Origin of the sequence: Mycolicibacterium neoaurum (assembly GCF_036946495.1) — a bacterium.
GTDB lineage: Bacteria > Actinomycetota > Actinomycetes > Mycobacteriales > Mycobacteriaceae > Mycobacterium > Mycobacterium neoaurum_B.
Genome location: NZ_JAQIIX010000002.1, coordinates 2,598,715 through 2,611,440, shown reverse-complemented (window position 1 = coordinate 2,611,440; position 12,726 = coordinate 2,598,715). Strand labels below are relative to the sequence as shown.

General features: G+C 68.3%; 12 protein-coding genes. 11 read left to right on the top strand and 1 reads right to left on the bottom strand.

Features of this window, described 5'->3' with window-relative positions; all coding sequences use genetic code 11:
- Positions 1–31 precede the first annotated feature (31 nt).
- The 11 genes from PGN27_RS17860 to mnhG all read left to right on the top strand — a co-directional run bounded on the left by PGN27_RS17860 (position 32) and on the right by mnhG (position 12,093).
- Positions 32–955 (top strand): SDR family NAD(P)-dependent oxidoreductase, encoded by a 924-nt coding sequence (locus tag PGN27_RS17860; RefSeq protein WP_335327322.1) that lies wholly within the window; start codon positions 32–34, stop codon positions 953–955.
- The gene (gene moeA, locus PGN27_RS17855) at positions 955–2,157 is read left to right on the top strand and encodes a molybdopterin molybdotransferase MoeA (protein ID WP_335327321.1); all 1,203 of its coding nucleotides are present in this window, start codon (positions 955–957) and stop codon (positions 2,155–2,157) included. The genes PGN27_RS17860 and moeA overlap by 1 nt, the downstream gene beginning before the upstream one ends.
- 35 nt (positions 2,158–2,192) lie before the next feature.
- Positions 2,193–2,903 carry a phosphatidylserine decarboxylase gene (locus PGN27_RS17850; RefSeq protein ID WP_023985245.1) on the top strand — a complete coding sequence of 237 codons (711 nt, stop codon included), beginning with the start codon at positions 2,193–2,195 and terminating at the stop codon, positions 2,901–2,903.
- Positions 2,903–3,754, top strand: a complete 852-nt coding sequence (locus PGN27_RS17845; protein ID WP_335327320.1) for a CDP-alcohol phosphatidyltransferase family protein — start codon at positions 2,903–2,905, stop codon at positions 3,752–3,754. Before PGN27_RS17850 ends, PGN27_RS17845 begins: the two co-directional genes overlap by 1 nt.
- Positions 3,751–5,892 (top strand): AAA family ATPase, encoded by a 2,142-nt coding sequence (locus PGN27_RS17840; RefSeq protein WP_335327319.1) that lies wholly within the window; start codon positions 3,751–3,753, stop codon positions 5,890–5,892. Before PGN27_RS17845 ends, PGN27_RS17840 begins: the two co-directional genes overlap by 4 nt.
- Before the next feature lie 134 nt (positions 5,893–6,026).
- Positions 6,027–8,894 (top strand): Na+/H+ antiporter subunit A, encoded by a 2,868-nt coding sequence (locus tag PGN27_RS17835; RefSeq protein WP_335327318.1) that lies wholly within the window; start codon positions 6,027–6,029, stop codon positions 8,892–8,894.
- Positions 8,891–9,355 carry a Na(+)/H(+) antiporter subunit C gene (locus tag PGN27_RS17830; protein WP_335327317.1) on the top strand — a complete coding sequence of 155 codons (465 nt, stop codon included), beginning with the start codon at positions 8,891–8,893 and terminating at the stop codon, positions 9,353–9,355. The genes PGN27_RS17835 and PGN27_RS17830 overlap by 4 nt, the downstream gene beginning before the upstream one ends.
- On the top strand, positions 9,355–10,944 hold the full coding sequence (locus PGN27_RS17825; RefSeq protein ID WP_335327316.1) for a Na+/H+ antiporter subunit D: 1,590 nt from the start codon (positions 9,355–9,357) through the stop codon (positions 10,942–10,944). Before PGN27_RS17830 ends, PGN27_RS17825 begins: the two co-directional genes overlap by 1 nt.
- A complete protein-coding gene (locus PGN27_RS17820; RefSeq protein ID WP_335327315.1) occupies positions 10,941–11,474 on the top strand; it encodes a Na+/H+ antiporter subunit E in 534 nt (177 codons plus the stop codon). Before PGN27_RS17825 ends, PGN27_RS17820 begins: the two co-directional genes overlap by 4 nt.
- Positions 11,474–11,755, top strand: coding sequence for a monovalent cation/H+ antiporter complex subunit F (locus tag PGN27_RS17815; protein ID WP_335327314.1), 282 nt, complete (start codon positions 11,474–11,476; stop codon positions 11,753–11,755). The genes PGN27_RS17820 and PGN27_RS17815 overlap by 1 nt, the downstream gene beginning before the upstream one ends.
- On the top strand, positions 11,752–12,093 hold the full coding sequence (gene mnhG, locus PGN27_RS17810; protein WP_335327313.1) for a monovalent cation/H(+) antiporter subunit G: 342 nt from the start codon (positions 11,752–11,754) through the stop codon (positions 12,091–12,093). The genes PGN27_RS17815 and mnhG overlap by 4 nt, the downstream gene beginning before the upstream one ends.
- Here the strand turns inward: mnhG and PGN27_RS17805 are convergent, their stop codons facing one another.
- Positions 12,094–12,711, bottom strand: coding sequence for an LON peptidase substrate-binding domain-containing protein (locus tag PGN27_RS17805; RefSeq protein WP_335328765.1), 618 nt, complete (start codon positions 12,709–12,711; stop codon positions 12,094–12,096). It abuts the gene before it with no gap.
- Positions 12,712–12,726: the final 15 nt, after the last annotated feature.

Below are 12,726 nucleotides of genomic sequence, written 5' to 3'. Positions count from 1 at the left end.
GCCGGACGCTCGGGACCGTATGTTCTAAGACATGAGCCAGAAATGGACCGAATCGAACGTTCCCGACCAGTCCGGCCGCACCGCGATCGTCACGGGCGCCAACACCGGACTCGGCTACGAAACCGCCAGGGTGCTGGCCGCCCGTGGCGCGCGCGTCGTCATCGCCGTGCGCGATACCGCCAAGGGCGACCAGGCCGCCGCGAAGATCCGTGCGGCCACCCCGAAGGCCGATCTGCAGGTGCTCCAATTGGATCTGGGCTCGCTGCAGTCGGTACGCACTGCCGCCGAACGCATCAAGGCCGACCATCCGCGCATCGACCTGCTTATCAACAACGCCGGCGTGATGTACCCGCCCAAGCAGACCACCGCAGACGGTTTCGAGTTGCAGTTCGGCACCAACCACCTCGGGCACTTCGCCCTCACCGGACTGCTGCTGGAAAACGTTCTGGCCGCGGACAACTCACGCATCGTCGCGGTCGCCAGCATCGCCCACCGGATCCAGGCCGAGATCGACTTCGACGATCTGCAGTGGGAGCGTCGTCCCTACAACCGCGTAGCGGCCTACGGTCAGTCCAAACTGGCCAACCTGATGTTCAGCTATGAACTCAACCGGCGGCTGGCCGGCAAGCCGACCCTCTCGGTCGCCGCGCACCCTGGCATCTCCAACACCGAACTGATGCGGCACACGCCGGGCAGCTCGTTGCCTGGCGTGGGCGCGCTCACCGGTCTGGTCACCAACTCACCGCTGGTCGGTGCGCTGGCGACGCTACGCGCGGCCACCGATCCCGCGGTGCGCGGTGGCCAGTATTACGGTCCCGCTTTCCCGGTGGCCGCATTCGGGCTGGTGGGGCACCCGCAGCTGGTGACCTCCAGCGAGCAGTCCCACGATGCGGCGGTCGCCCGCCGACTGTGGCAGGTATCCGGGGAACTGACCGACGTACACATCGATCTCTGATGCGGTCGGTCCAGGAGCATCAGCACATCGTCGGTGAGCTGATCCGATCCCGGGCGGCCACCGTGGTCCCCACCGTCGCGGCGCTGGGTCTGGTGTTGGCCGAGGACGTGGTGGCCGGGATCTCGCTGCCCGGTTTCGACAACTCGGCGATGGACGGTTTCGCGGTGCTCGACACCGATATCGCCACCGCCGGGGACACGACGCCGGTGACCCTGCCCGTCGTCGACGATATCCCGGCCGGCCGTACCGATACCCGTGCACTGCAACCCGGCACCGCCGCGCGGATCATGACCGGCGCCCCGCTGCCGGCCGGTGCGACCACCGTGGTGCCGGTGGAGGGCACCGATGCCGATTTCGCCACCACGGCGACACAGGTGGCGATCCGGCGGGCCACCGCCGCGGGCCAGCACATCCGTCGCGCCGGGGAGGATGTCGCGGCCGGAACCGCGGTGTTGCGCACCGGTCAGCTGCTGACCCCGGCGGCGCTGGGGTTGGTGGCCGCTTTGGGATTGGACCGGGTGAGCACCCTGCCGAGGCTGCGCGTGGTCGTGATGTCGACCGGTTCGGAACTGGTCGCCCCCGGCGTCGCGCTGCAACCCGGTCAGATCTACGAATCGAACGCCGTCATGCTCTCCGCCGCGGTCCGCGAGGCCGGTGCCGACGCGGTCACCGCCCCGATGGTGCGTGACGATCCGGCCGCGTTCCGCGCCGCTCTCGACGAGCACGCCGCCGATGCCGATCTGATCATCACCACCGGCGGTGTCAGCGCGGGCGCGTACGAGGTCGTCAAGGACGCCCTCGGCGGGCAGGTCGAGTTCACCAAGGTGGCGATGCAACCCGGGATGCCCCAGGGGTGCGGGCGGGTCGGAGACGTCCCGATCGTCACGCTGCCCGGTAACCCGGTCAGTGCCCTGGTGTCCTTCGAGGTGTTCGTACGTCCGCCGTTGCGCGCGGCCATGGGATTGCTCCCCGACCGGCCGCGGATCAGCGCCACCCTCACCGAGGGCCTGACCTCACCGCGCGGTAAACGGCAGTTCCGTCGCGGTGTGCTGGCCGGAACCACCGTCACCAGCTACGGACCGCCGGCCTCACATCACCTGCGGTGGTTGGCCTCGGCGAACTGTCTGCTCGATATCCCGGCCGATGTCGATCAGCTGGCCGCGGGCGCGCAGGTGGACGTGTGGGACCTGTCCGGCTGCTGACCCAGCCGAAAATCAACGTAGAATCGGGAGCCAACATGGCCAGACCTGCGCGTTCACCCGATGACCACAGCTCAGAAGCCCAACGCTTCGTCGAATTGGTCCGTTCCACCGTCCCGCCGTTGCATCCGGCCGGCCTCCCATTCATCGCCGGCGGTCTCGGCGTGGCGGCCGCCGGGAAGAACCGCCGCTGGCTACGCAACACCGGCCTCGGCCTGGCCGGCTTCTGTGCGCTGTTCTTCCGGCATCCGCCGCGGGTGCCGCCGAGCCGACCGGGTGCCGTCGTCGCCCCCGCCGACGGTCTGGTGACCCTGCTGGACACCGCCGTCCCGCCTGCCGAACTCGGGCTCGGGGACACCCCGATGGCCCGGATCAGCATCTTCCTGTCCATCTTCGACGCCCACGTGCAGCGGGCGCCGATCGCCGGGCGGGTGATGGGCGTTGTCCATCGGCCGGGCAAGTTCCTGTCGGCCGACAAGGACGAAGCGAGTGCGGACAACGAACGCAACAGCCTGTGGATCCGCACCCCCGAAGATGTCGACATCGTCGCCGTGCAGATCGCCGGCCTGGTAGCACGACGGATCGTGTGCACCGCCAAAACCGGGGACACACTGGAGTTGGGTGAAACGTACGGACTGATTCGGTTCGGCTCCCGGCTGGACACCTACTTCCCGCAGGGCTCGCGGATCCTGGTCGAGGCGGGACAACGCGCCATCGGCGGCGAGACGATCCTGGCCGAGCTGCCCTGATGCCCACCAAGCAGCGGCCGGCGGCGATGAAGATCCTGCCCAGCGCGACGACCGTGCTGGCGATCTGCTGTGGCCTGACATCCATCAAATTCGCGCTCGACGGCCAACCGCACATCGCGCTGGCGCTGATCGGTGCGGCCGCCGTGCTCGACGGTATCGACGGCGGTATCGCCCGCGCGCTGGATGCCCAGTCCCGGATGGGTGCGGAGATCGATTCGCTGGCCGATGCGGTGAACTTCGGCGTCGCGCCCGCGCTGGTGGTCTATGTGACGCTGTTGCCCACCTCGCCGGTGGGTTGGATCTTCGCGCTGCTCTATGCCGTGTGCATCGTGCTGCGTCTGGCACGGTTCAACGCACTGCTCGACGACACCTCCAAACCCGCCTACACCCGGCAATACTTCACCGGGATGCCCGCGCCGTGTGGTGCCGTCGGCGTGATCGGTCCGCTGGCGGCCATGCTGCAGTTCGGCGAGGGCTGGTGGACCTCGCAGTGGTTCGTCTGCCTGTGGTTCGCCGCGAACGCCACCCTGCTGGTCAGCCGGGTGCCGACGCTGGCCCTCAAGTCGGTGTCGATGCCGCCCAACGCCGCACCCATCCTGCTCATCGCGATCGCCGCGGCCGCCGCGGCGCTGCTGCTGTTCCCCTACGTGCTGGTGCTGCTGATCATCGTCGGCTACCTGCTGATCATCCCGTTCACCGTGCGCAGCCAACGCTGGGTGGCCGCCCGGCCCGAGGCCTGGGACGCGATGCCGAAGGAGCGTCGGGCCCAGCGCCGCGAGATCCGTCGGGCACAACCCCACCGGCGGTCGATGTCGCGGCTGGGCCTGCGCAAGCCGCCGGGCCGCCCATGAGCTTGACGCTCACCGCCCGGCTGAACACTTCGGCCTCCGACAGCCGCCGCGGTGTGGTGCGACTGCACCCCGAGGCCATCGCCGCGCTCGGGATCCGCGAATGGGACGCGGTATCGCTGCTGGGGTCGCGCAGCACCGCCGCCGTCGTCGGGATCGCACCGGCGGGCACCCCCGCCGGGGTGGCCTTGCTCGACGATGTGACGCTGTCCAATGCGGGGCTGCGTGAGGACACCGGCGTCGTGGTGGCGCCGGTGACGGTGCACGGCGCCCGCGCGGTGACGTTGACCGGTTCTCGCCTGGCCACCCAATCGGTCACCTCCTCGACGCTGCGGATGGCGTTGCTCGGCAAGGTGCTGACCGTCGGTGACACGGTGTCGCTGCTGCCCCGCGATCTGGGTCCGGGCACCTCGACCTCGGCGGCGACGACCGCCCTGACCACCTCGGTCGGCATCACCTGGACCTCCGAACTGTTGACCGTCACCGGTGTCGATCCCGCCGGAACCGTGAGCGTGCAGCCCAATTCGAACGTCAGCTGGGGAGATGGCACGCTGTCGGTCGCACCGACGCCCAGTCAGGCGCCCGCCGAGCCTGCCGTCCCGCGCGATGATCTCAAGGGCGCCCACACCCAGGCAGGCAAGCTGGCCGAGTGGCTCAAGCTCGCCCTCGACCAGCCCGAACTCCTCGAAAGCCTGGGCGCGACAACCAATCTGGGCGTTCTGGTGTCCGGTCCGGCCGGTGTCGGCAAGGCCACCCTGGTGCGCGCGGTGTGTGCCGAGCGCACACTCGTCGAGCTCGACGGCCCGGAGGTCGGCGCTCTGGCCCCCGACGACCGCCTGAGCAGCGTCACCTCCGCCGTGTCCGCCGTGCAGTCCGGCGGGGTGCTGCTGATCACCGATATCGACGCGCTGTTGCCGGCCGCCGCCGAGCCGGTCGCGACGCTGATCCTCACCGAATTGCGGAAAGCCGTGGCCACCAAGGGTGTTGCCTTCATCGCCACCTCCGCGGTCCCGGACGATGTCGACGCACGATTGCGCGCCCCGGATCTTTGCGACCGCGAGCTCGGGCTGAGCCTGCCCGACGCCGCGACCCGCAAGGCGCTGCTGGAGGTGCTGTTGCGCGGGGTGCCTGCCGCAGAACTGGATCTGGACGCCATCGCCGAGCGCACCCCGGGGTTCGTGGTGGCCGATCTTGCCGCGCTGGTGCGGGAGGCGGCGCTGCGTGCCGCCGCCCGGGCCAGCGCCGACGCCGCGCCGCCCGCATTGGTCCAAGACGATATCTCCGGGGCGCTCTCGGTGATCCGCCCGCTGTCACGGTCGGCCACCGAGGAGGTGGCGGTCGGTTCGGTCACCCTCGAGGACGTCGGCGACATGGTGGCCACCAAGCAGGCCCTCACCGAGGCGGTGTTGTGGCCACTGCAGCATCCGGACACCTTTGCCCGCCTCGGCGTGCAACCCCCGCGCGGTGTCCTGCTCTACGGCCCGCCCGGTTGCGGCAAGACCTTCGTGGTGCGCGCGCTGGCCAGTTCGGGACGGTTGTCCGTGCACGCCGTCAAGGGTGCCGAGCTGATGGACAAGTGGGTCGGATCGTCGGAGAAGGCCGTGCGCGAGCTGTTCCGCCGGGCCCGCGATTCGGCGCCGTCGCTGGTCTTCCTCGACGAGGTCGATGCCCTGGCGCCGCGGCGCGGGCAGAGTCATGACTCCGGGGTGACCGACCGGGTGGTCGCCGCGCTGCTGACCGAGCTCGACGGTATCGAGCCGTTACGTGATGTCGTCGTGCTCGGTGCCACCAACCGACCGGACCTGATCGACCCGGCGCTGATGCGGCCGGGCCGGCTCGAGCGCTTGGTATTCGTCGAGCCGCCGGACGCCGACGCGCGCCGCGACATCCTGCGGACCGCGGGCAAGTCGATACCGCTGTCCCCGGAGGTCGACCTGGACACCCTGGCCGACGATCTCGAGGGCTACAGCGCGGCCGACTGCGTCGCGCTGTTGCGCGAGGCCGCACTGACCGCCATGCGGCGATCGATCGACGCCGCCGACGTCACCGCCGCCGATGTGGCCACCGCCCGTGAGAACGTGCGACCGTCGCTCGACCCCGAACAGGTCGATTCCCTGCGGGCTTTCGCCGACGGCCGCTGACCGTTCAGGCTGGGTTCGATGAACTCAAAACCGTGCACGTAGAATGAGTTCGTACCAACGGTCATACTCGCCGCTGCACCCTCTTCGGGTGCTCATCGGTCACTGACACCCCGACCCAACCCGATCGGAGTGCCATGCTCGTCGTCTTGCTCGCTCACGTCATCGCCACCGCGGTGGCGCCGCTTCTGGTCGCCCGCTGGGGACGCCTCGCGTTCTATCCGCTGGCCTCGGTCCCGCTGTTATCGCTCATCTGGGTCGGCCTGAACTGGCCCACCGACGAGCATGTGCCGACCGTGCACATCCCGTGGCTTCCGATGCTGTCGATGGACATCACGCTGCGCTTCGACTCGCTTGCCGCGATCATGAGCGTGCTGGTGCTGGCCATCGGTGCACTCGTGCTCTTCTACTGTGCGGAGTACTTCCACCATCACGGGGGCCGCATCGAGAAGCGGCTGCCCAGTTTCGCCGCCGAACTCGTCGCCTTCTCCGGCGCGATGTTCGGCCTGGTGGTCAGCGACAACATGCTGCTGCTCTACATCTTCTGGGAAACCACGACGGTGCTGTCGTTCCTGTTGGTCGGGCATTACGCCGAACGGGCCACCAGCCGTCGCGCCGCCACCCAGGCGCTGCTGGTCACGACGTTCGGTGGTCTGGCCATGCTGGTCGGCATCGTCGTTCTCGGCGAGATGGCGGGGACGTATCTGCTTTCCGAGTTGATCGCCGCACCGCCGACCGGCTTTGCCGCCAGCGTCGGCATCGCGCTCATCCTCGTCGGCGCACTGTCGAAATCGGCGATCGTGCCGCTGCACTTCTGGTTGCCCGGCGCCATGGCGGCGCCGACACCGGTCAGCGCTTATCTGCACGCCGCGGCCATGGTCAAGGCCGGTGTCTATCTGGTCGCCCGGCTGACCCCCGGTTTCGCCGACACGGCCTTCTGGCGACCCATGGTGGTCGGGCTCGGCCTGCTGACCATGCTGTTGGCCGGCTGGCGCGCCATCCGCGAGTACGACCTCAAGCTCATCCTGGCCTTCGGCACCGTCAGCCAGCTCGGTCTGATCACCATCATGGTCGGCACCGGCGGTCCCGACATGATGCTGGCCGGTCTTGCCATGCTCTGCGCGCACGCGATGTTCAAAGCGGCGCTGTTCATGGTGGTCGGCATCATCGACCATGCGACCGGAACCCGCGATATCCGCAAGCTCTCCGGGCTCGGCCGCGCACATCGTCCCCTGCTGGTCATCGCCGCCGGTGCCAGCGCGAGCATGGCCGCGTTGCCGCCGTTCTTCGGTTTCATCGCCAAAGAGGCCGACCTCGAGACGGTGCTGCACAGTGAAGTGCTCGGCGGCGCCGCCCCCTTCGTGCTCGCCGGCATCGTGTTCGGTTCGGTCTTCACCACCATGTACACGCTGCGCTTCCTGTGGGGCGCGTTCGCCGACAAGGGGGCCGCCGAGCCCAGCGTCCGGGTTGCCGAGATGCACCGGCCGCCGGTGACCTTCCTTTTGCCGCCGGCGATCCTTGCCGCCGCCGGCCTGGTGTTCGGATTGTGGCCCTCGGGAATCGACGCGGTGCTCGACGATTACGCCGAGACCATCCCCGGCGGTTCGGACTACTACCTTGCGCTGTGGCACGGGTTCGGGATTCCGTTGCTGTTGTCGGTGTTCATCCTGGTCACCGGTGCGGTGGCGTTCTTCGGCCGCCGGCGACTGCCTCGCGCGCGCACCGGGTTCACCCCGCTGGGCAACGCCGACCGCATCTACGACGAGGTGATGCGCGGGCTCGACCTGCTCGCGGTGCGGGTGACCGGGCAGACCCAGCGCGGTTCGTTGCCGGCCACCCAGTCGATCATCCTGTGCACCCTGGTGGTGTTGCCGCTGGTCATGTTGGCCCTCGGCGCGCGCAACCGGCCCGAGATGGCGTTGTGGGACTCGCCTTTGCAGGTGGTGATCGGCGCCGTCATCCTGGCGGCCGCACTGGGTGCGACGGTGATGCGCAACCGATTGGCCGCGGTGCTGCTCGTCGGCGTCACCGGTTACGGCTGTGGCGCCATCTTCGCCCTGCACGGCGCACCCGATCTGGCGCTGACGCAGTTCCTGGTCGAGACACTGCTGCTGGTGATCTTCGTGCTGGTGCTGCGCACGCTGCCCGCCGAGGCCGATCGGTCCAACGTCACCCGCAGCCGCGCCCCTCGGGCGGTGTTGTCGGCGGCGGTCGGGGCGGCGGTGACGACACTGGCGGTGTTCGCGATGGCCGCGCGTGACACGAGGCCGATCGCGGCGCTGCTGCCCGACGCCGCCTACTACCGCGGGCACGGCGCCAACACGGTCAACGTGTTGCTCGTCGACATCCGCGCCTGGGACACCATGGGCGAGATCTCGGTGCTGGTCGTCGCCGCGACCGGCGTGGCATCGATGGTGTTCCGCAACCGGCGCTTCGGGGCGGCCCCGCGGGTGTCGCAGGCCAAACCCAGTGTCGCGGGCCAGCCCGATATCGGATTGGTGACCGCCTACAGTCCGGCGGCCGGTGATGTCACCTGGCTGCGCGGCAGCGAGCTGCGCGACCCGCGGCATCGTTCCCTGGTGCTGGAGGTCGCCACCCGCATCATCTTCCCGCTGATCATGGTGCTCTCGGTGTATCTGTTCTTCGCCGGGCACAACACCCCCGGTGGTGGTTTCGCCGGCGGGCTGACCGCCGGGCTGGCCCTGGTTCTGCGCTATCTCGCCGGTGGCCGTTACGAACTCGGCGAGACCCTGCCACTGGATGCCGGCAAGATCCTCGGTGCCGGGCTGCTGATGTCGGCGGGCACGGCGCTCACCTCACTGGCACTCGGTGCCCCGGTGCTCTCCTCGGCGGTGCTCTATCTGGAGCTACCGGTGCTCGGAGATATCAAGCTCGTCACCGCGCTGTTCTTCGACGTCGGTGTCTATCTGATCGTGGTGGGTCTGGTTCTGGATATCCTGCGCAGCCTCGGCGCCCGGGTCGATGCGGAAAGGGTGCAGAAATGACCACCTACCTTGTTCCTCTGATCCTGATCGGCGGGCTCACCAGCACCGGTGTCTACCTGCTGCTGGAGCGCACGCTGACCCGGATGTTGTTGGGACTGCTGTTGATCGGCAATGCCGTCAATCTGTTGCTCCTCAATGTCGGTGGCCCGTCGGGTAATCCGCCGGTGTACGGACGCACCAGCAACGGAGCGCAGACCGATGCCGATCCGCTGGCCCAGGGCATGATCCTGACGGCCATCGTCATCGCGATGGGTGTCGCGGCCTTCGTGTTGGCCCTTGCCTACCGCTCGTATCAGCTCACCACCGTCGAAGAGGTCAGCAACGATCCCGAGGACACCAGGGTCGCCGAGCGCGCCGACGAAGATGTCGTGGACCGCGACGTCCCGGATGTGGTGCCCTCGCGGGACACCGACGCCCCCGACGAACTGGACGCCCTGCCGGGTGCGGAGGGATCCCGCTGATGGCCCTCGCGCAGATCCTCACACCCCTGCCGGTCTTGATTCCCACCATCGCCGCGGCCATCGCCATGGTGGCCGGCCGCAGTCCCCGCATCCAGCAACTGATTTCGCTGACCGCGCTCTCGGCCGTCGTGGCGGTGTGCGCCCTGCTGCTCTACCTCGTCGACCGTGACGGCACCGTGGCCGTTCAGGTCGGCGGGTGGGGCCAGAGCGAACCGGGCATGGGCCCATTGGGCATCACGCTGGTGGCCGACCGTCTTTCGGTGCTGATGCTCGTGGTGTCCTCGATCGTGCTGCTGGCGGTCGTGTTCTACGCCATCGGGCAGGGCATCAGCGACGGCGATGAACGCCAACCGGTTTCGATCTTCCAACCCACGTACCTGATCCTGTCGGCGGGTGTGTGCACGGCCTTCCTGGCCGGTGACCTGTTCAACCTGTTCGTCGGTTTCGAGGTGCTGCTGGCCGCCAGCTTCGTGCTGCTGACCATCGGCGGCAGCGCCGAACGCGTGCGCGCCGGTATCGCCTACGTCATGGTGTCGATGGTGTCCTCGCTGATCTTCCTGACCGGGATCGCGTTGGTGTACGCAGCAACCGGCACCCTGAACATGGCCGAGGTCGCGGTCCGGCTGACCGATGTGCCCGCAGGCACCCGCACCGCGTTGTTCGCCGTGTTGCTGGTCGCGTTCGGCATCAAAGCGGCGGTCTTCCCGTTGTCGGCCTGGCTACCCGATTCCTATCCGACCGCGCCCGCGCCGGTCACGGCGGTGTTCGCCGGCCTGCTCACCAAAGTCGGTGTCTACGCCATCATCCGAGCGCATTCGCTGCTGTTCCCCGACGGCGGTCTCGACGATGTTCTGCTCGTCGCGGCGCTGCTGACCATGGTGGTCGGCATCCTCGGTGCGATCGCGCAGAACGACATCAAGCGGTTGTTGTCGTTCACCCTGGTCAGCCACATCGGGTACATGATCTTCGGGGTTGCCCTCGGTAACGCCCTCGGCATGTCGGGCGCCGTCTACTACGTCGCGCACCACATCGTCGTGCAGACCACCCTGTTTCTCGTCGTCGGCCTGATCGAACGCCAAGCGGGTGCATCAACCCTGCAACGGCTCGGCGGATTGGCCGCGGCCAGTCCCCTGCTGGCGTTCATCTTCGTGGTCCCGGCACTGAATCTGGGTGGTATCCCGCCGTTTTCCGGGTTCATCGGCAAAGTGGCCCTGCTGGAGGCCGGGGCTCAATCCGGCACCACGCTGGCCTGGGTACTTGTCGGTGGCAGTGTGGCCACCAGCCTGCTGACGTTGTACGCGGTGACCAGGGTGTGGACCAAGGCGTTCTGGCGTGCCCGCGCCGACGCGCCCGAGGGTGACCTCTCCAACACGGTGCCTGCGGCCTTGATCGACGATGACGACGACATCGCCTTCGCCGACCGCGACGATGTCGGCAAGATGCCGCTGGGGATGCTGTTGCCCACCGGCGCACTGATCGCAGTGGGGTTGGCGCTCACCGTGTTCGCCGGACCCATCTACGCCTACAGCGAGCGAGCCGGTGAACAGATACTCGATCGCGGGCAGTACATCTCGGCGGTGTTGCAATGAGAAAGGTCACCTTACGTATCTGGACGCTGTGCTGGCTGACGCTGGTGTGGGTTCTGCTGTGGGGCACCTTCTCCGCCGCGAACATTCTGGGTGGCTTGGCGGTCGCCCTGGTGATCACGCTGCTGCTGCCACTGCCGCGGGTGCCCGTCGAGGGGCGGGTCCGTCCTCTGTCCTTGGTGCGCCTGATCCTCTATGTCATCGTCAAATTGGTGGTGTCCTCGTTCCAGGTGGCATGGCTGGCCATCCGACCGGGGCCGCCGCCGGCGACCGCGGTGTTGCGCGTGCACCTCGCCGTCAAATCCGATCTCGTGCTCGCCCTTTCGGCGGGCATCCTCACCCTGATTCCCGGTTCGGTGGTGTTGGAGATCGACCAGAAGCGCCGACTGGTCTACCTGCACGTCCTGGATGTCGGGTCGGAGAAGGCGGTCGCGGCCTTCTACCGGCAGGCCGAGACCCTGCAGCGACTCATGGTGGCGGCGTTCGAGCGGGACACCGACTGGCAACCTTCCGCGTCGAAGGAGGACGGCTGATGCACATCGTATGGATCGCCGCGGCGGTCATGCTCTCGGCCGCCGCCGCGATCACCGTCTACCGGTTGCTCGCCGGGCCCACCACCCTGGACCGGCTGGTGGCGTTGGATGCGTTCGTGGCGGTGTCGATGTGCAGCATCGGCACCTGGGCGGCGTTCAGCCTGGACAGCACCGTCACCTACAGTCTGACGGCGTTGGCGCTGATCAGTTTCGTCGGTTCGGTGAGTGTGGCCCGATTCCGCGTGCCCGACCGCGATCCGGACGAGCGGAGAGCCTCATGACCATCGCCAATGTCATCACCGCGGTTCTGATCCTGAGCGGTTCCGGGCTGGCGTTGACCGCCGCCATCGGGGTGGTTCGCTTCCCGGACACGTTGACCCGCATGCACGCCGCGAGTAAACCGCAGGTGCTCGGTCTACTGCTGGTGCTGGCCGGTGCGGCGGTGCAGCTGCGCGGACATCCCGATGTCGGCATGATCATCCTGGCGGGCCTGTTCACCCTTTTCACCGCGCCGGTGGTCGCCAACCGGGTCGGTCAGCTCGCCTACCGGGAACAGAATGTGCAGGAGAGCCTGGTTGCCGACGAGTTGAAGCACAACCCGTTGCCCGACCCGGAGTAGTCACTCCGAAAGCTGGAACTCCACCAGTGCCGCGACCGTCTCGACAGCTTCGCGCAGCGCCGCCAGCCGGGCGGACGCGTGCGGGGCGGCCAGCACGGCGTACCGGTCCGCCTGACCGATCGGTATCCGGGCGGCCAACGCGTACAACCGATCTCCGGGGCTCTGCCCGGGCTCCGGTCCGCCGAGCAGCACCTCCCGCGGGGGCAGCACGGCATCGCGGGCGGCGGCGATTCGCTCGAACAGCGCCATGACGGTGTCTTCGACATCGGAGATGTCCCCGCCGGTGACCGGCGGGCCGTCCTCGTCGGGCCATCCCTCGATGTGCGCGCGGGGAAACGGGTCATCCTCGAGCCAGTGTGTCACCCGGATGCGCTCCCCGAGAACAGCGCGCAGACGGTACTTCCCGCCGCCCAGGTCGGTGTGCTCGACGATGCGCGCCAATGCCCCGACATCACTGCGCACATCGCCCCCGCCGACTTCACGGCCGGCCTGGATGAGCACCACCCCGAACTCCCCGGCACCGGCCAGACAGTCCGAAATCATCGCCGAATACCGCGGTTCGAAGATCCGCAACGGCAATTCCTCGCCGGGCAGCATCGCCGCCTCCAGCGGGAACATTGCTGTCGACGGCGG

What these genes read in the sequence shown, in the direction of transcription:
- PGN27_RS17830 (WP_335327317.1), top strand. Translation starts at nt 8,891, where the DNA reads ATGACCACCTACCTTGTTCCTCTGATCCTGATCGGCGGGCTCACCAGC.
- PGN27_RS17825 (WP_335327316.1), top strand. Translation starts at nt 9,355, where the DNA reads ATGGCCCTCGCGCAGATCCTCACACCCCTGCCGGTCTTGATTCCCACC.
- PGN27_RS17820 (WP_335327315.1), top strand. Translation starts at nt 10,941, where the DNA reads ATGAGAAAGGTCACCTTACGTATCTGGACGCTGTGCTGGCTGACGCTG.
- moeA (WP_335327321.1), top strand. Translation starts at nt 955, where the DNA reads ATGCGGTCGGTCCAGGAGCATCAGCACATCGTCGGTGAGCTGATCCGA.
- PGN27_RS17805 (WP_335328765.1), bottom strand. Translation starts at nt 12,711, where the DNA reads ATGTTCCCGCTGGAGGCGGCGATGCTGCCCGGCGAGGAATTGCCGTTG.
- PGN27_RS17850 (WP_023985245.1), top strand. Translation starts at nt 2,193, where the DNA reads ATGGCCAGACCTGCGCGTTCACCCGATGACCACAGCTCAGAAGCCCAA.
- mnhG (WP_335327313.1), top strand. Translation starts at nt 11,752, where the DNA reads ATGACCATCGCCAATGTCATCACCGCGGTTCTGATCCTGAGCGGTTCC.
- PGN27_RS17840 (WP_335327319.1), top strand. Translation starts at nt 3,751, where the DNA reads ATGAGCTTGACGCTCACCGCCCGGCTGAACACTTCGGCCTCCGACAGC.
- PGN27_RS17815 (WP_335327314.1), top strand. Translation starts at nt 11,474, where the DNA reads ATGCACATCGTATGGATCGCCGCGGCGGTCATGCTCTCGGCCGCCGCC.
- PGN27_RS17835 (WP_335327318.1), top strand. Translation starts at nt 6,027, where the DNA reads ATGCTCGTCGTCTTGCTCGCTCACGTCATCGCCACCGCGGTGGCGCCG.
- PGN27_RS17845 (WP_335327320.1), top strand. Translation starts at nt 2,903, where the DNA reads ATGCCCACCAAGCAGCGGCCGGCGGCGATGAAGATCCTGCCCAGCGCG.
- PGN27_RS17860 (WP_335327322.1), top strand. Translation starts at nt 32, where the DNA reads ATGAGCCAGAAATGGACCGAATCGAACGTTCCCGACCAGTCCGGCCGC.